The organism is Rhizobium mongolense USDA 1844, from assembly GCF_000419765.1.
GTDB lineage: Bacteria > Pseudomonadota > Alphaproteobacteria > Rhizobiales > Rhizobiaceae > Rhizobium > Rhizobium mongolense.
In genome coordinates this window covers 20,049-38,426 of sequence record NZ_ATTQ01000032.1, presented here as the reverse complement: position 1 = coordinate 38,426, position 18,378 = coordinate 20,049, and the positions used below count along the sequence as shown (strand labels likewise).

General features: G+C 58.3%; 13 protein-coding genes and 2 pseudogenes. 10 read left to right on the top strand and 5 right to left on the bottom strand.

Annotation, left to right across the window (positions count from 1 at the left end):
* A pseudogene (locus tag A3C3_RS41940) lies at positions 1-416 on the top strand (IS110 family transposase); the annotation flags it as partial.
* Here A3C3_RS41940 and A3C3_RS46320 read toward each other — a convergent pair.
* On the bottom strand, positions 398-625 hold the full coding sequence (locus tag A3C3_RS46320) for a hypothetical protein (protein WP_022718864.1): 228 nt from the start codon (positions 623-625) through the stop codon (positions 398-400). The pseudogene A3C3_RS41940 and the gene A3C3_RS46320 overlap by 19 nt on opposite strands.
* A gap of 10 nt (positions 626-635) precedes the next feature.
* On the opposite strand from A3C3_RS46320, the gene A3C3_RS0133260 reads away from it, so the two are divergent.
* Positions 636-1,679, top strand: coding sequence for a Gfo/Idh/MocA family protein (locus A3C3_RS0133260; protein ID WP_022718863.1), 1,044 nt, complete (start codon positions 636-638; stop codon positions 1,677-1,679).
* Between the two features lie 53 nt (positions 1,680-1,732).
* Here A3C3_RS0133260 and A3C3_RS39970 read toward each other — a convergent pair whose 3' ends face one another.
* A complete protein-coding gene (locus A3C3_RS39970) occupies positions 1,733-2,923 on the bottom strand; it encodes a glycosyltransferase (protein WP_022718862.1) in 1,191 nt (396 codons plus the stop codon).
* Between the two features lie 303 nt (positions 2,924-3,226).
* Between A3C3_RS39970 and A3C3_RS39965 the strand changes: the two genes are divergently transcribed.
* The 6 genes from A3C3_RS39965 (at position 3,227) to A3C3_RS0133215 (ending at position 12,870) form a co-directional block, all read left to right on the top strand.
* Positions 3,227-4,567: a polysaccharide biosynthesis/export family protein gene (locus A3C3_RS39965; protein ID WP_022718861.1), complete on the top strand. Its 1,341-nt coding sequence runs from the start codon at positions 3,227-3,229 to the stop codon at positions 4,565-4,567.
* A 32-nt stretch (positions 4,568-4,599) separates the two neighbouring features.
* Complete coding sequence (locus tag A3C3_RS39960) at positions 4,600-7,857, top strand: nucleotide-binding protein (RefSeq protein ID WP_167521960.1); 3,258 nt, start codon at positions 4,600-4,602, stop codon at positions 7,855-7,857.
* Between the two features lie 4 nt (positions 7,858-7,861).
* The gene (locus tag A3C3_RS39955; protein WP_022718860.1) at positions 7,862-9,163 is read left to right on the top strand and encodes a glycosyltransferase family 4 protein; all 1,302 of its coding nucleotides are present in this window, start codon (positions 7,862-7,864) and stop codon (positions 9,161-9,163) included.
* A 208-nt stretch (positions 9,164-9,371) separates the two neighbouring features.
* The gene (locus tag A3C3_RS0133230; RefSeq protein ID WP_022718859.1) at positions 9,372-10,064 is read left to right on the top strand and encodes a sugar transferase; all 693 of its coding nucleotides are present in this window, start codon (positions 9,372-9,374) and stop codon (positions 10,062-10,064) included.
* 451 nt (positions 10,065-10,515) lie between these two features.
* Positions 10,516-12,033 (top strand): oligosaccharide flippase family protein, encoded by a 1,518-nt coding sequence (locus tag A3C3_RS39950; RefSeq protein ID WP_022718857.1) that lies wholly within the window; start codon positions 10,516-10,518, stop codon positions 12,031-12,033.
* Positions 12,034-12,048: 15 nt separating this feature from the next.
* A complete protein-coding gene (locus A3C3_RS0133215) occupies positions 12,049-12,870 on the top strand; it encodes a methyltransferase, TIGR04325 family (protein WP_022718856.1) in 822 nt (273 codons plus the stop codon).
* A gap of 43 nt (positions 12,871-12,913) precedes the next feature.
* Here A3C3_RS0133215 and A3C3_RS47510 read toward each other — a convergent pair whose 3' ends face one another.
* Together A3C3_RS47510 and A3C3_RS47505 are read right to left on the bottom strand one after the other, a co-directional pair.
* Positions 12,914-13,630, bottom strand: a complete 717-nt coding sequence (locus tag A3C3_RS47510) for a GMC family oxidoreductase (RefSeq protein WP_233450713.1) — start codon at positions 13,628-13,630, stop codon at positions 12,914-12,916.
* A gap of 192 nt (positions 13,631-13,822) precedes the next feature.
* Positions 13,823-14,590, bottom strand: a pseudogene (locus tag A3C3_RS47505) (FAD-dependent oxidoreductase); the annotation flags it as partial.
* 301 nt (positions 14,591-14,891) lie between these two features.
* Here A3C3_RS47505 and A3C3_RS39940 point away from each other — a divergent pair.
* Both A3C3_RS39940 and A3C3_RS44290 read left to right on the top strand, forming a co-directional pair.
* Positions 14,892-16,073, top strand: a complete 1,182-nt coding sequence (locus A3C3_RS39940; RefSeq protein WP_022718854.1) for a DegT/DnrJ/EryC1/StrS family aminotransferase — start codon at positions 14,892-14,894, stop codon at positions 16,071-16,073.
* Entirely contained in the window at positions 16,063-16,848 is a 786-nt protein-coding gene (locus A3C3_RS44290) for a 4'-phosphopantetheinyl transferase family protein (protein ID WP_233450676.1), read from the top strand. Before A3C3_RS39940 ends, A3C3_RS44290 begins: the two co-directional genes overlap by 11 nt.
* Here A3C3_RS44290 and A3C3_RS0133200 read toward each other — a convergent pair.
* Positions 16,769-18,370 carry a glucosamine inositolphosphorylceramide transferase family protein gene (locus tag A3C3_RS0133200; protein WP_022718853.1) on the bottom strand — a complete coding sequence of 534 codons (1,602 nt, stop codon included), beginning with the start codon at positions 18,368-18,370 and terminating at the stop codon, positions 16,769-16,771. The genes A3C3_RS44290 and A3C3_RS0133200 overlap by 80 nt on opposite strands.
* Positions 18,371-18,378 lie beyond the last annotated feature (8 nt).

Here is an 18,378-nt window from a genome sequence, read left to right as displayed (position 1 = left end):
CTGGTGGTGCAGGACAGCAGCGGCAAGACGCTACGATCCGGCCGGGTGAAGAACGACCGCCAGTCTCTGGGTGGGTTTCTGGAACGCTACCGGGAGAATTCGCATGCGGTTGTCGAGGCGACCCGCAACTGGATGGTGATCTACGATTGGCTCGACGACATTTGTGATGATGTCGTTCTCGCCCATCCCTGGAAGGTCAAGGCGATTGCCGACGCCAAGATCAAGACCGACAAGATCGATGCGACGGTGCTGGCGCATCTGCTCAGAGCCGACCTGGTGCCGGAGGCCTGGGCGCCTGGAGAGCGAGCCCGCGAGCTGCGCGTCGCCCTGCGTGAGCGGATGTTTTACGTGCGGCTCGGACGATGACGAAGAACCGTATCGTCACGGTGTTTGATCGTTATCCGGAGCAGACGGCGGGAAACCGGGAGCCGAACGCCATTCTGTGACCGAAGCCACAGGGCATCAGGGTCACGCATTGGAGGATGGTTCGAGAACCGAAGGACGGAAACAAGCTGTCCAGCGGGCGGATGAGATCTAGCCGATCGGCAAAAACGTCGATCAAACCATAACCGAACCCAAGGAAAAGCCGCAAGTTAAAGGCGTTTTGTCCCTTGTGTTCTTTCATTGGAGCATTCATGCGACTACTCGTTCTTGGTACGGGCGTGATGGCGAAGAACCAGTTGCGCCATTTCGCGCACATGGATGGTGTCGAGGTCGTCGGCGCGGTCGATACCGATCCCGATCGCCTGAAGCTCTTCGCCGATGAATTCGGCATCGAAAAACGTTTCCTGACATTGGACGATGCCATAGCCTGGGGTGATTTCGACGCTGCAACGAACGTCACGCCGGACCGCATCCATCACCCGACGACCATGGCGCTGATTGCTGCCGGCAAGCATGTGCTCTGCGAGAAGCCGCTGGCGGAAAACTATCCGAAGGCTCTGGAGATGACGGAAGCGGCGGAAACGGCAGGCGTCGTCAACATGGTGAATCTCACCTACCGCAACGTCGCGCCGCTGCAGCGCGCCCGCGAGATGGTGCTCGCCGGCGAGCTCGGCACCATCAAGCATGTGGAAGCATCCTATCTGCAGAGCTGGCTCGTGTCGCGCGCCTGGGGCGACTGGCGCACGGAATCGACTTGGCTCTGGCGCCTTTCGACCGGCCACGGCTCGACCGGTGTGCTCGGCGATGTCGGCATCCACATCCTCGATTTTGCCGCTTATGGTGCAGCGACCGATATCGATCACGTCTTCGCCCGGTTGAAGACCTTCAACAAGGTACCGGGCGGCCAGATCGGCGAATATCTTCTGGATGCGAACGACAGCTTCACGATGTCGCTCGATTTCGCTAACGGCGCGCTCGGCGTGGTACATGCCAGCCGCTGGGCGACCGGCCATTTGAACGAGCTGAAGCTTCGCATCTACGGCGAGAGGGGAAGTCTTGAGGTCAACCATCGCCCTTCCGGCTCGGATTTGCGCGGCTGCCTCGGCGAGAATGTCGAGAGTGCGACCTGGAGGGAGATCGAGGCTGCTCCAGTGGCGACAAACTACCAGCGCTTTGCCGAAGCGGTGATGAGCGGCCTGCAGCCAGACCCCAACTTCCGCCACGCCGCCAACCTGCAGAAGGTGATCGATCTTGCCATGATCACTGAGCGCGAACGGCGCGAACTGAAAGTGTGATTTCAGCGCGAAGCACGCAAAAGCCTGCGCGCCCTGACAGCGCGGTGGCTCCGTCAGTGGACGATATCCGTTCCAGGCGGGGGGACGGGGAAGACGCTGTCCAGAGGAAACCGGCGGGCCTCCGCATGGGAGCTCGCAGCAAGCGCGCTACTTCTTCTCGCCCGAAGTTCCTCCTGGATGATCGAGTCCATGCCGAACCTGAAATTCCTGGAGCTGAACCGCGCTGCGTGCGTGCGAATGGTTTCGGGATCGAAATTCTCGGCGTGCTCTTCGAACGACCGCACTGCGTCGATGATGGCTTCAACGTTCTGCTCGTAGAATAGGAGGCCGGTTTCTCCCGGCACGACCGTTTCAAGCGCTCCGCCACCGCCGAAAGCGATGACCGGGCGGCCGCTCGCCATGGCTTCCACCGGGACAAGGCCGAAATCCTCCTCTCCGGGGAAGATCAGGGCGCGGCATCGGGCCAGTTTTTCCTTGAGAACCGGAAAGGGCACCCGCCCCAGGAATTTCACGGTCGGTCCCGCGATCGACTTCAGCGTGGCAAGCTCTTTACCTTCGCCGATGACGACGAGGTTGCGCCCCATCTTGGAAAAGGCACTTACGGCGAGATCGACCCGCTTGTAGGAGACGAGCTGCCCGGCGCAAAGATAAAAGTCCTCGATGGTATCCGACGGCGCAAAGTCCTCGACTGCCACCGGCGGATAGACGACAGTGGCGGAGCGTCCGTAATACTTGCCGATGCGCGCTTTTACATGGTGCGAATTCGCGACGAAACGGTCGACGCGCATGCTGGTACTGACATCCCAGGACCGCAGAAGCGGGGCGAGCACCGGAAGCATCATTCTGGAAGCAAGGCCGGCATGCGAACGATAGACGTGATAGTGGTCCCAGATATAGCGCATCGGCGAATGGCAGTAGCAGACATGTGTCGAATGCGGCGGAGCAATGATGCCTTTGGCGGGGCCGGACTCGCTTGAGATGATGAGGTCGTATCCGCTGAGGTCCAGGCTTTCGAGCGCAAAGGGCATTAGCGGAAGCAGCGACTGATAATGCCTGACGGCACCCGGCAAGCGCTGCAGAAACGACGTCTTGACGACATGTCCCCTTATTTTTTCGGAAACCCGGCTTTCATCGTAAACGAGGGTGAAGATGTCGGCGTCTGGGAACATGTCGCAGAGGGCCTCGACGACCTTCTCGCCGCCGCGCATCGAAACCAGCCAGTAATGAACAATCGCGACACGCATGATGTTTCCCTCGCCAAGCCGTCGGGTCATCATCGTTGAAGCGGGGGACATTCCACAGAGCCTAGATTGGTCTGCAACGGCCCTAAAACGGTGTAGAGCCACGGCCGAAAGACCTATGTGGAGCGGACACTTGGCCGGAGATACCGCAACTGGGGGAAGCGGCCGGTGGTTTTCTACTCCGTCTTCCTCAGATTGGACTAAAGCAGGCCGCGTCGCGGTGGATTTACTCGAATTGCATTAGGCGCATCATCGACATTCGGCGGTTTGCCCGCTGCAGAATGACGAGGAGAACAAGATCGCGCCATGCCCATTGCTGCCGTACGCAATTCAAGAACCGCATTACCCGGCGCCCGTCGTGTCCTCCGCTTCATCATGGCGGCAGGTATCATTGGCACAGCTTTCACCGGACAAGCCGTCCATGCCGCAGACGACAGCTACCGCATCAGAGCGCAGACGAGGATGAAGGTGTCGGTCGTGGAATGGGTGTCTTCAACGGGCGAGTACAAGGAATGGACCGCTCTTAACGGCGAATATACCGTGTCTCAACGTGGCGATATCTCGATGCCGATGGTTGGCCAGATTGCCGTTCTCGGCAAGACGACGGAAGAGACGGCGTTCCTGATCGGTGAGAAGATCAAAAAACTGACGGGGCTTGCGACCGCTCCCATCGCCTCGGTTGAGATCGCCAAATATCCGATGGTCTATGTCACTGGTGCCGTCGAGCGACCGAACGAGTTCGAATTCCGGCCAGGACTGACCGTCAAGCAAGCGCTTGCCCTGGCCGGCGGACGGGAACGCCGCAACGACCGCTCCGGCGAATATGCCGACGCCGAGCAGATTCGTTACGCCGGAGAATTCAGCCGCCTCGAGCTTCAGGCAAAACAGCTCATGGCCCGCCGCGCCAGGCTGATCGCCGAGCTGAACGACAAACCTTCCGTGGATTTTCCCGCGGAACTGACCGGCGCCCCCGAAGGTTCAGTCGTGAGCCAGATACTGAAAAGCGAGAGCGCGCTCTTCACGGCAAGAGCCGACGCCTTGCGGCACCAGCTGGAATCTGCAGCAGATCTCATGAAGCTCTTGCGAAGCGAGATCACTGTGCTCGACGAGAAGATGGTGGCGCAGGACAGGCAAGTCGAGATCGCCCAGGATGAGCTTGGCGACATCTCAAAACTCGTCGACACCAAGATCCTGACAACCTCCCGCAAGACATCCCTCGAACGCATCGTCGCCGATATGCAGAGCGACAAGCTCGATCTGGTCGTCGCGTCCATGCAGGCCAAGCAGAAGCTGAATGAAACCGAACGCGAAGCATTGAACCTGAAGGGTCAGCGCAAGACAGAAGTGGGGCAGGAACTGCAGGTAACAGAAGCGGAGCTGGAAGACGTGCGGTTGAAGCGCTCCACGACGGTTCAACTGCTGCAGGCCGCAGGTGCGTCCGTTGCACGCTACGAAAGCCTCCAGGCCGTCGACATGCAACCGCTTGAATATTGGTTGACCCGCGGCGCTGGCCGGTTCACCGCTGCTCCGGTTCCCGATAGCGCTGAGCTTGAGCCGGGGGATGTCCTGGACGTTCGCTACAATGTCTCCAAGAACCTGGACGGCTCGATGCTTTCGTCCGCCAATCCTCCTCCGCGGGTGCAGTAAGTCACATGAATTCGAGGACCGGGCAAAACAATATGGTTGTTCACGACATCGGCAAGCTTATCCCCGGCGATCAGTTCGGCAAGAAGCAATCACCTGGGACGGAAAGTATATCGTTCGGCGACATATGGCGCTTTCTGCGGCGCCACACCTTGATGCTCGCCTTCTTCACGGCCATAGGCGCCGGCGCAGGAGCAATTTATGTAAGCACCACGCAACCGACTTTCTTCGCAGCCGCCCGGCTCGTCATGGACCCCGAGCAAGGCCAGATTGCATCACAGGACGCTTTCACGGGAACGATCATCATCGAGGCCGCGGAAATTGCCAGCCAGGTGGAGATAATCAAGTCGGAGCCAATCGCGAAAGCGGTTATCAACAAGCTCAATCTCTATGAAGACCCCGAAATCCAGGACAACACGTCGTGGCGGTCGATCGTCAAGGGCTGGATTAAATCGGTGATCAGTAAAGCTGCTCAATCTGACGGACCCGGTCAGAAGGCATCCAACGACGAGATACGCATGCGCCGTACGATGGCGTCGTTCTTGTCGCGGGTCTCGGTCGTCAGGGTAGGACAATCCTACATCCTTGAAATCGGCTACAGATCCGCCGATCCTCAAAAGGCGGCCCGGGCCGCGAACGCCCTTGCACAGGCCTACATGGATTCCACCGTCGCCTCGCGCGCAGCGGCCGCCCGAAGCGGGGCAAACTGGCTGGAAACCCGATTGATCGACGTGGAGAAGCAAGCACGTGAGGCGGCATTGGATGCGGAAGAATTCCGGGCCAAGAACGGCATCATGGATCTCGGCACCACGGCGTCTCTGGACCAGCAGCAATTGTCGGAAATCAGTAGTCAGGCAATGGCGGCAAGCGCTGAGACGGCGGCGGCATCTGCCAAGTTAGAAACCCTCGATCGACTGATGTCGGGAGAGGCGATCGGCGGCAGCGTTCAGGAGACTATCGACAACCCCCGTATACAAAAACTCCAGGAGGACGTCAGTCTCGCCACTGCCAGGCTGAACACCCTCGTGAGCCGCTACGACCCCGGCAACCCTGCTATCGCGGCTGCCAGAGATGAAGTTGCAAGGTTGACCGGCGAGATTAGGAATGAATTCGTCCGTGTTCAGGAGGTATACGAAACGAACCTGCAGGTTGCGCAAGCGCGGGAACGGCTTCTGAACGACCAGATGGCGGCGCTGACTGCTACCGGCACGGATAAAAACCTGGCGCGTGTTAAACTGACGGAAATGGAAAGCCGTGCGACGACTTATCGCCGCATTTATGAAAGCATCCTACAGCAATTGACGGGCACGCTGCAGAAGCAATCTTTTCCGCTCGGAGATTCCCGTATCGTGACGGCCGCGTCCGCGCCGCTTACGAAGAGCTCGCCGAAGCCCTCCATTATCCTGCCCTTCACCACGCTGGCGGGCCTGGCCGGTGGTCTCCTGCTCGCGCTGCTTATCGATGGAAGGGGCAGGGGGATTCACTTGAACCCCAGGCTGCGGCAGGAGCTCGGTATACCTTCGCTCGGCAGCCTGCCTCTTCAGGGCGCAGCCGCTGTTTTACCCGCCGGAGCGAAGGGGGCAAACCTGTCGACTGCCATGCCGCTGCGTTACGTGCTCGATGCGCCCTATTCCGATTTCACCGAAGCCTTGCGAGGCGTGAAGAACTCCATTGGTTCGCCATTCCGCCCCAATTCTCCAATGGTCATCGGCATCACGTCGGTCGGCAGCGGCGAGGGAAAGACGACGGTTGCGGCGAACCTCGCGCAGCTCTACCAGAACGAAGGCACGCCTGTCGTCCTCGTCGATGCCGATTTCCAAAAAGGCTTCCTGAGCAAAGTGGCGAGTGCCGCCGGGGAGGACTTCGGGCTCGGCTTGCTGCGGATGGATCATGTTGGCGCGCATGAGCCGCACGCCTCTGAACATGTCGTGGCGGGTCACGATGAGCACGGCCGCAGGAGCAGGAGAAACAGGGACGACGAGCATGCTGAACCCTCCACGTTGGTTCCCGTGCTGACCGTTGAAGAGACAAGACGGTCTGCCGCGTGCCACCAGATTTTCGGTCATCTTGCCGCGCTCAAGACGGAAATTGAGCTGCTCCGCCAGAACTACGGCGTCGTCATCGTCGATCTTGCGGCATTCGAGAGCTCGGCGGATACCCGGCATATCTTCAACTATCTGGATGGCATCGCCATTGTCGTCGGCAAGCCGAAGAAAATGACCATCGAGCGGCTGTCGGCCGCGCTTGCGAGCTTCGGCACGTCGCGGATGAACCTGCTCGGGATCATCGCCAATCGCAGCGGCGGCAGGAAGCGTTCACCGGGAAAGCCTGCTTCGTCGCGGCCGAGCGAACCTGGCGTAAAACCGGCCGCTCCCCATCTGGCCCTCAATGACAAGCCGCGCGGCCGCCCGCTCAAGGTGGCTGTCGCCATCGCGAGTTCGGGCAGGCGTGAAATCCTTTCTGCCGTGCTTCCCCATATATCGCACCAGACGCGTCAGCCCGAGGAGGTCGTCATCTGCGTGCCCTCGCTTGAGGATGTCGACCGAACGAGCCTTTCCTCGCTCGCATGCCCGGTCAGGGTGCTGGTTTCAGAGCGCGGGCTTTGCCTTCAGCGCAACACAATTCTCGACAGCATCGAAGCGGATGTGGTGCTCTTCCTCGATGACGATTTCCTGATGACGCCCACTTATATCGAGGACACTGAGCTGCTGTTTCGCACCCGGCGCGATATCGTCATGTCGACGGGCACGGTCATCGCCGACGGGATCACCGGGGCGGGTATCTCAGTCTGCGACGGCCTGAAGCTGGTGCAGAAGGTTCGCCGCCCGCAAAAACGGGAGAAATCCTTCAAGCCGATCTATAACGCCTATGGCTGCAACATGGCTGTCCGTGTTTCGGCGATCGTGGCTTCAGGAGTCCGGTTTGACGAGAACCTGCCGTTTTATGGTTGGCTTGAAGATGTCGACTTCAGCCGCATGATGGCGCGATATGGTGAGGTCATTTGTGCCGACCATCTGCAGGGCGTGCATCTCGGCACGAAGACCGGGCGAACGACCGGCATCAAGTTCGGATATTCGCAAATCGCCAATCCCATCTATCTCGTGCGCAAGAACACCTTAAGTTCCGGACGGGCGGCTGCGCAAATGGGCCGGAACCTGGCCGCCAATCTTTTCAAAGCCTGGCGCCCCGAACCCTGGGTCGACCGGAAAGGACGTCTGAGGGGCAATGCGATCGCAATTTTCGATCTTCTGATGGGCAGACTTGCACCGCAGAATATCAGGACGATGGGGTAGGATCGTGATTCAGCGCTATCCCGATCGTGTTATCGTCATCAATGACCGTTCGACAAAGGTTGGGGGAGCCTCCAACCTTGCCATTCTGTCGGCGCATTTGCTCAAACGCGCCGGCATTCCCGTAACCTATCTGGCCGGCGACGCGGCCGGAAGCGAGCTGCCGGCGGACGACACCATCAATCTCGGCGGCGCACCGCTGACCGCCCAGGGGCGGATTGCAGCCTCGATCAACGGGCTTTACAACAGGCAGGCGCTTGATGCCGTGCGCGAGGTCATCGATAGTGCCGACACGGCCTCGACCATCTATCACGTCCACGGCTGGTCGAAGATCCTATCGCCCTCCATCTTCCAGGCCCTGTGGCCCGTCCGCCAGCGCGTTGTCCTGCATGCACACGATTATTTCCTGTGCTGCCCAAACGGCGGCTTTGCGAACTACCGGAAAGACACCGTCTGCACGCTCACGCCGATGTCGGTGCCGTGCATGATGACGCAATGCGATAAACGCGGCTATCACGAGAAAATCTGGCGTTCTGCACGCCACATGCTGCGAGAGCGGCTCTATCCGACGGACGAGCTCCCGGCCAATATCGTCATCGTGCATCAGCGGATGCGGGAATATTTCGAGCGCGCCGGCATCTGCACTGATCATATCGAGACCATTCGCAATCCGGTGGAGCCGTTTCTAAGCAGAGCGGCCGAGCCCTGGATGATGCGGGACTTTTTCTTCGTGGGAAGGCTCGAGCCGGAAAAGGGGTTCGAGGATGCTGCGCGGGCGGCGCGGCTTGCCAATGTGAGGCTCCAGATCATCGGCGATGGCGCCGGTCGGTCGATATTGGAACGCGACTATCCTGAGGTCGTCATCCACGGCTGGAAGGCGAAAGGGGAGATGCACGAACTCCTGCGCAATGCGCGCGCCATCGTCGTGTCGTCGCGCGTGCCGGAACCTTTCGCGCTTGCGGCCGTCGAAGCGATCGGAAGCGGAATTCCCGTCATTGTGCCGGACGCTGCCTTGTTGGGAAACGAGCTTGAGGAATTCGGTTGCGCGCTGACATTCAGGACAGGGAACATCGGATCGCTGGCGACGGCGATGCGACGGCTCGCAGCCGATGATGCGGTGGTACGCTCCATGAGCTTGAACGGCCTCAGCAAGGCGCCCGGTCTTGCTCATTCGCCCGAAACCTGGGGCGAAGCGCTGATCGCTCTCTACGGCCGGATCTTGGCGCGAACGAGCTCGGCCGGTTTTTCCGGCAGGCTACTTGAACGATCCGCCAATCGATCCGCCACCTATCGCCATCCGTTCATTTAATTGAACGGCATCAAGAAGATACCCTCATTGAAAACGGTTGCGCCCTCTCGTGTGTCGACAGTTTTAAAAGGTCAATAAATCAACGGTCCCGCCATCGGTATTCGGGCCTACTTCTATCTGACTAAGGCTTAGCCGTTCTGGTCAATTGTCTATTCCGACCGACACTGCCAACCTTAACTGTGGGTTGAGATACAAACGGGGTTTCAAAATGCTATCGTTCTTTGATGGCGTTGCTCAGAACGGGCAATCGGCTCGGCTACGACGGCCGACGTCGACAGATTATCGCCTGAAGCGTGCCGGGGACATCCTGATTTCCGGATCGGCGCTGGTTTTCTTTCTGCCGTTTTTCGCGCTTATCGCGGTCGCCTTGTTGCTGGTCGATGGGCGACCGCTAATATTCCGCCACGAGCGGATCGGCCGCCACGGCCGCTCATTCCCATGCCTGAAATTCCGGTCGATGCGGAAGGACGCCGATGAGCGGCTGGCCAGCATTCTCGCCAACGATCCCGTGCGGCGCGCCGAATGGAATGAAACCCAGAAGCTGGTCAACGACCCGCGTGTTCATTGGCTTGGAAAATATCTCCGAATGACGAGCCTCGATGAGCTTCCGCAGCTCTTGAACGTCTTTCGCGGTGATATGAGCCTTGTCGGACCGCGGCCGATCGTGGCCGATGAAATGGAGCGTTACGGCCGCCAGATTAGCTATTATCTCGCGATGTCTCCAGGCATTACCGGCCTATGGCAGGTCCACCGGCGTAGCGACACCACGTATGATGAGCGGGTTCAGTTCGATGTCGACTACTACAACAGATGCTCGTTGACAACAGACTTGGCGATCCTGTGGACAACGGTGGCTGTCGTGTTTCTGGCGCAGAACGAAAGGGAGCGTCCTACCAAATGACGGCGATAGCGATAGCGATCCAAAACGCCAGACAGAACAATGCTACGAACCATCGCAGGCCGTATTTTAGTCTGGGCAGCGGAATCCGTCCCAAGATGAGGCGGTGTGGTTCTACGTCTTTCATCAGCGGCTTTGAGTTTTGGCCCATCGCCGCCAACGAGGAAGGCCTGAATACATTGTTATGGTCACCAATCCTCAAGTTCTGTCAGCACCGGAGCTCGCGATTCTTCCGAATCGGCAGTCTATCGGCGCGAGATTTACGCCAGATTAAGCTTGGCCGAGGAATGTGGCCTGAATTTGGACCATCGACGCCAAGACCTTTTGGGCGGTTCCAGGCTGTGGAAGACGATATCAATTGCAGCTTGAATATCAAAGGATTCCGGTCACTTGAGAGCTTTGAGCTTGGCGAATCGAAATCTAGCGCCGGCATTTTTATCGAGGCGATGCATTGATGGCGCCCCTGCTTGCGAATGCGCCGAAATCAAACCGGTTCCAACTATCAGCCCTCATCCCCCCGCGGCTGCCGTCCATCGTTGGCGACGGCGCTTGGGCTCTGGCGGCGAAGGTCATTTCGCAAGCGGTACAACTTGCTGCTTTCATCGCCGCCGCCCGGCTGCTGTCGTTGGAGCAATTCGGCTTTTATGCATACAGTTCGGCAATTGCGATACTCCTTGTGGTATGCGCCGAGGGCGGCTGGGGAGAATTCGTCATGAAGACCGGCGCAGCCGGCGACGAGCTCGACCAAGTCGCCACCCTTTCAGTTCTCTCCGGCACGCTCGTGACTACTATTGGCTTCGGCGTTGCGGCGGTCGTCGCCTTTCCGCTTCACCAGGTATGGGAAAGCACGCTGATTGCGTTTTACAGCTGCTGGTTTCTGCCGTCGTCGTTATCCACTGTTTATGATGGAATTCTCGTGGCCAGAGGCATGTTGCGCAAGCAGGCTTTCATCCGCATCGTCGCGGAAATATGCGGCCTATTGGTGACTATCATCGGCCTGTGGAGCGGCTGGAACGTCATGTCGCTTATCGCGGGCCGGCTCGCCATGCAGATGACCAGCCTGATTATCACGGCCCTTGTTCTGCGCTGGCGCCCGAAGTTGTATCTGACGTGGCCGTTCATGATCGAGGTTTTGAACTTTTCGCGTCATATCCTGGCGAACCGGCTGATCTTCTTCTTACGCTCCTATTCAGGTACGCTGGCACTGGGGAGTTTCCTGGGCCTTGCAGAAGCCGGTTACTATCGCGCCGCCGAACGCATCGTCGCAGCCGCTTCGGAACTCATCGGGGAACCGGCGCGCATGCTGGCCTGGACCGTCTTTCGCCAGGCTGTCGCGCAATCGGACGCCGAAAACGTTGCGAAAAATGTGGGCGCCGCGGCAACGACCTTCATGATGCTTCTCATGGTCATTTCCGCTCCAGTCTATCTTGGCCTCGCGCTGGTTTCGACGGGCCTTGTCGATATTGCACTTGGTGATGACTGGGCGCCAGCGGCGGTCCTCGTTGCTATCCTGGCGATCAAGCATGTCCTTGTCGTTCCCGGCCTTGTAACAGAACCCTTGCTCTCGCTCACAGGGCACATCAGAAAGATGCCCCGCGCCATCCTTCTGAATGGCGCTGTGTGCATCGGCCTGATCGTTGTCCTGGCGCCCTTTGGCGCCACGGCGACAGCATTGGGTCAGTGCGCCGCCGCGCTCGTGTCTTTCCTGATTTCAACACGGCTGCAGCGGCGCTATGGCGGACTGGCATGGAATCGTGTGCTGGCCAACTGCGCTTATGTTGCGGTCGCCATCGCCGCCATGTCGGCAACGGTCTATTTGCTCGGCTACGTCGCCGAGGTCTCTGCCATGAAGCGTCTGTCCTCCATCGCACTTCAAGTCGTAGCCGGTGGAGCCATTTATGTCGGCGCGCTGCTTGTGTTGCACAGAGTGAACGGCGGTTTGATCCCGATTTCCGTGGTCAGCCGTAACTGAGGGGACGACCGCCTGATGCCTATTTCCTATATGACCAGAAATGCGCATCCTTTTTTGCGTGGTGTCGCAACCAGATTTAGCCGGTCGTTCGGTCTCATTCTGGCCGCGCAAGGGCGGTTGCGCTATATTTCGCCGTTTCCTCGCCGGTTTACCGGTGCCTATGCTTCTTTTGATGAAGCCATTGCTGCGGCAAGATCATCAACGCTCGCTGGCTACGATCACGATGAAGTTGCACATGTGGCATTCGAAAAAATGTGCCAAGTCACGCCATGGGATTACCCTGTGCTCTTCTGGATGCGCCATCTCATGGATGACATCGATGGAGTTGTCGACGCCGGCGGCCATATGGGAACCAAGTATCGTGCATTCAGCAAGCTTTTGCGGTTCGACGACTCTTTCCAGTGGGTTGTCTACGATCTTCCGGCGATCGTTCGAGCTGGCCGGCGGATGGCCGAGCGCGAGGGATTGACCAGATTATCCTTCGTGGATCGGGTCGAGGATGCCGGCGCCATGCCGTTGTTTCTGGGGTCCGGCCTGATGCAGTATCTCGATGTTTCACTATCGGTTTTGCTGAAGCGCCTGCCTACATTGCCTCGCCACCTCTTGCTGAACAAGGTCGCCCATCGAAAGGGCGCCACCGTCGTCACGCTTGAACGGATTGGCCGAGCCTATGTACCCTACCAGATACGCAATGAAGCCGATTTCCTGACGGAAATTATGGGTCTGGGATATCATCTGGTCGATCGCTGGCCGATCCCGGCCCTTTCCAGTATTATCGACACCCATCCAGAATTGGGCGCAAGCGAGAGCAGTGGTTTTTATTTCCGCATAAATTGAAGCCAACACCAGCAGAGTTTCAAAGGAAACTGCGGCACCAAATCTATTGGTGTATAGTCTTGGCTTCGGCGTCGGGCAATGAGGCTCGAATTGGTATTTCGCTTGCGAAGCGGACCTTCAGGTGATCCGCCAGACGGACGGCAAGGGCCAATAACATAAGTGTCGGGTTTGCGTGGCCGGCCGTTGGGAAAACGGAGCTGCCCGCAACGAACAGGCCGTCGACGCCATGAACCATTGCATTTGCATCGACGACGCTGGTCGCGGGATCCACACCCATCCGTGTCGTGCAAGAAGGATGTGCCATATCCATGAAGGCCATCTTGCTGTTGTCGTCCTGAGCGATCCAATCCGCCAGATGTGGCCGCGGCAACCCGATGCGCGCGAACTCGTCCGATATCAAAAGGGCAAGCCGCTTCATGCTTTCAATCTCGACCGACCCTATCTTCCAGTTGACACGCGGCAGAGGCTTGCCGAAGCGGTCACGCCTGTCGGAAAGCGTCACCCGGCTTTCAGCGTCGAGTCGCTGTTCGACCATTGCATCAAAGCGTAACTCGACGGATCTGTGCGGCAGGCCGCGCTTCTGGACAAGCCGACGGTAGAGACCCGAGGCAACGAGATTCATCGCGCCGAAGACAGCAGCGAGGTCGCTCGGCGTCTTTCGACTGAGCCCGTGCCGAAGGCGTTTCAAAGCTGCCCAAGGATCATCCGCCGCATGGATCTGAACGGGATAGGCCGCGCAATTGGTAAGGCCCTCCCTCATCTGCGTATCCGGACTGAGTGACAGCCCACGAAGATAGAAATGTGTCCGACCGTTGTGGTGAAGACCAAAGAAGTTGAAATGCCGAGCGATTTCATCGATGCCCGTGCCATTAAACCGAGCAAGAGACGTGCGCGGATGATCGGCGAGATAGCGACCTACGACTCCTTTGCTGTTGCCAATGCCTTTCTTCATCAGGGAATTCGACGCCAGCAGCAACCGAGCGTTCTCAATGCCGCCGCAGCAAAGCACAATCGTTTTGGCGCGCACAATCGCCTTGTTTCCCTCAAGGCTATAAGCTTCGAGAGAGTTAACGCCTCGACCGTCATTATTGAGATTGATTTCGGTGACGGTAGCCCGCGTCAGGAAATCGACATTGGGAGCTTTGAGTTGTCGGGAAATGTTGACAAATCGCATTGGCTCGCCCCTGTTTGTCCGCTCATGACTGAACTGCCAGAAAAAGCTCCGCAGCCGAGCGCGATCAAGGCCGATCTCTTCGGGGGGCAAGTGCAGCAGGCTTAGAAGTCGCTCGTCATAGATATTCGGCCCCAGGTTAAGGAGTGTCGCGGCGCGGTCGAGTGCGGGGCGGATGTCGTTGCGCGTGATCGGCCAGCCCGAAACGGGGAGCCACGGGCGAGCCGCAAAGTCGATTTCGTCGAATGTTGCGCATTTGCCAATCCATGTATGGGTGCTTCCGCCGATGATACGGTTGCGCAGCTCAAAAGCCGGTATATCGTTTAGCCACCTCAAACTGTCCGTATAACCGCGCCCAACGGGCACGACGTCCTCGCGCGGCCGAGGCTCTCCAACATTTTCCACGGCATTCAGCGTCTGCGTTTCGGCGTCGTGTTCAAAACCGCCGCTATCAATAATGAGGATGCGCATCGGCGTGTTTGCTAGTTCTCGGGCAATGGTCAGCCCGGCGGGGCCGGCACCTATGATCGCAACGTCGGTGCTAAGCATCATGTTCACCGAAGCTGATCGAAGGTCGTGGATAGCCATACTCTTCCCCCGCAATATCAATTTCTTAGTAGCAAAATTGCCGACATCTCGGAATTCGCCAAAAGTGTCTAAGCGCCTAAGCCGTCTACCGACTTTGGATAGGCAGTCGGTCGACATCCAAGCCATCGTTGGCCGGAAGGCCATGCTGAAATCACCAGGTCTTGCGAATAGATTCGACGATAGGTCGGCCGATGCACGCGAAGTTTTTGCGAAGACCGTTGGCGTTTCGAGTGATTGTCGGATTGATTGGGGAGACGGGGATATGGCTCGAGTGGGTCTGCGGGAATGGCTAGCAATCGGGCCGGTCCTTGCATCAGGTAAATTGGCTCGCTACGGCGACGACACGGGCGGGCCTCTATTGCGTTTTGAGACGGACTTCTGCGCCAAATTCAATGTGCAGCATGGACTGACGATGAGCAGCGGCACAGCGGCGCTGATTGCGGCGCTGGTGGCTGCTGGAATCGGTCCGGGCGATGAGGTGCTGGTGCCCGCCTATACCTGGATTGCGACCGCAGCCGCTCCACTGGCAGCCGGCGCGGTTCCGATCCTTGTCGAGATCGATCAGACATTGACGATGGATCCGACTGACATTGTTCGCAAAATCACACCGAACACGCGCGCGATCATCCCCGTTCACATGGCAAACATGGTCTGCGACATGGACAGCATCATGCGGATTGCCCGAGAACATAGGCTAATCGTCATCGAGGACGCGTGCCAAGCCGTCGGCCTCACCTATAAGGGCCGGCGTGCCGGCACGATCGGTGATGTCGGCGCATATAGCTTCAATCAGTTCAAGAACATCAACATTGGCGAAGGCGGCGCGCTGGTGACCGACGACCCGCGTCTCTTTGCGCGTGCACGCATGTATCATGATATCGGATCGTTGTTCCGCGGTCATCTCGACAACGCCAACGAGCCGCCAATGCTCGGAATCAACTTCAAGGCGAATCAGATCCAGGGCGCCATGCTGAATGTACAGCTGAAAAAGCTCGACCCGATGATTTCCCGCATGCGCAAACGCTATGACGCGATGACTGAGATCCTTGCCAAGAGCGATATGATGCGCGTCGGACCACATAATGACCCGACGAACGCCGCAGGGCTGCACGTCATCTTCGAGACGGCAGAAGCAGCAGGCGCCTTTGCGGCCGAGAACAAGCGCGGTGTATATCGGCTCTACGATTCCAGCCGCCATGTCTACACGAATTGGGCGCCAATTCTGCAACAGCGGAGCGGCCATCCAGCCATGAATCCGTTCAACTGGAGCGATAGGAAGATCGAGTACACGCCTGATATGTGCGCCCAGTCGCTCGACATTCTCAAGAGAACGTGCCGCATCAGTCTCGGCGAGAATTATCCTCTGGCGCTGGTGACTTATCTTGCCCGGCGGATGGTTCGGCAGCGCTCTTCTGCCACCGATGAGCTGTCCTATGTCACATGATCTGGACGCAACCGGCCCCGGCATCATAGACATCTGGACGTGGAGCCTCGACGCCTTCGATCCCGACTTAGCCGCGATGCTGACAAGCGAAGAGATCGCCCGTGCCTCACGCTTTGTGCAACCGCGCGATGGTCAGCGATTTATTGCGGGGAGAGCGGGGCTGCGACGGATCCTCGCACGCTACCTCGCCGTTGCGCCACGTCGCCTAGGTCTGACCTACAACGTCTTTGGTAAACCGCAGATCGCTGGATCAAACAGGCGACAACTCCACTTCAATCTCAGCCACACCGAGACGACGGCGATGCTTGCCGTATCGGACCACTACCAGGTCGGCATAGACATAGAGACGATAAGGCCTCTGAAAGAGGACATTGCCGGTCATTTTTTTTCGCAGAAAGAATATATGACGCTGAAGACACTGGCCCCAGAGGAATATCTTCAAGCCTTTTATCGCCTTTGGACGCGGAAGGAAGCGTTCCTGAAGGCGCTCGGCGTCGGATTGTCGCTGCCGCTTGACGCATTCGATATCAGGATCAGTTCGCCGCAGTTGGAGCGCCTGGATGGCGATGCGGATGCGCCTATCAACTGGAGCCTGTTCGACGTCGATACGCGCTCGGACCTCGTCGGTACGGTAGCTGCTCTGACGGTCGGAAACCCGATCCGTCTGCGCTACCGAATGGAGGAGAATGACTTACTCACAGACTTAGTCGCGCATCAACGACATAACGCTCCCCTGCTGCATCGAAATGATGACAGCCGCGCAAGCCCTTCTTGAAGTCCGGCGTAATGGTCCGGATACAACGTTCACGGTAGGCGCTCAGGCTCAGTTCCTCAATCTCCATGATATTCAGGCCATATCCGTAGATGCCGTGAGCGTTGCACTGCGAGGGGCGGTAGAGGCGGCCATTTCTTTCGAGGATCCGGCCGCCGTTTCGCGCGACCGTGCTCCCGATGACGACCGGATTGTGTTTGTGCGGGATGATGCGCTTGAGCTCTGGACCGTCGACCTCGAAGAGGTAGAGTTCGCTGCAATGGTCTTCATAGGCATGGAAATCGGAGAGGTTCGTAAATAGCCACCATTTGCCCTCATGACGCGTGAGCACGCTATCAGCGGCCGAGCGCCCCTCGAACGCCGTCGAATAGAGTTCCCATTTCAGGGGGAATTCAACACACCGCCAGATCTCTATCCGCCGCGACTGGTGGGTTTCGGGCATCATGAAGATACTCTCCCCGTCGCGGAACACGAAGGGATAGGAGAGATGATGATCGCAACTGAGCGCGATGCCGACCGGTTCGATCGTGTCTCCGCGGAACCGGCCAACGGCGATGTGAGCCTTACGATCCCCATCAGCATAGGCCTCGTAGAATAAATAGCACTCGTTGCCGTACTGAAATAGGAACGGATCCGCTTTGATGTCGCTCTTCGTCGGCGGTATTTCCACCGATTCCCGTGGGTCGAAATCGTCGATGCGTCCTCTGCCTGTATAAAGCGTCCAGATCGCAGATCCGGAATGCATTTTCGCTCTCAGCGCCTTGATTGCCCGCGCCAGGAAATGGCTCGATAATCCACCCGCGTAGCGGACCATATCAAGGGATGACGGAGGCTTTACGACGTCATCGCGCCTGGACGGCGTAGCCTTCAATTCGCGCTTATCGGCAAGCCGGCCCAATTCGCGAATAAGAAGGGTAACGGCGCGTTCCTTGACGAAGGCCGCGTTGCGGGCGGCACTGAATTTGACGTTGAAAGACGGCGAAGCAATCGATGCGACACGAGCGTCATCGTCCTGCCGTGCGTAGAGCAACAGTTCTGTCGCCGCCGACTTGGAAATTACATCACGATAGCTGAACCAGTCTGCGTTGCGCGATCTCTGATCGCAGAAATTGAAAGCCCACTCACCAAACGGCAAGTCCCGGATTGCATCGCGGGGAAGGCTTGCAGGCGTCATTCGGATAACCAGGTCAAGCTCGCGCTCGCTGACGAGCTTGTGGGGCACGGGGATGTCGGCGGCACCGTAGGTTCCGAATGCCCGCAGATCGTCGAAGCGTTGCCGATTGGCGTCAAAAATTCGCGGAGTGTAACGGCGCTGTCGGGCAAGAAGCCGTCGCTCCACATGCGATTCCAGCTCGAACAGCCGCGAGGCTTGCCTATCTCCAAAGGGATCCGGGTGAACAATCAAGGTAATGAGGGAAAAGCGCGGATCTGCCATGATCTGATCGAATATCATGAGTTCCCAGTTCTCGAATCCCTCCTTCCGAGCAACGAGCACGCCAATCCTGAGAGGCCTTACGGTGTTCATGCTCGTGT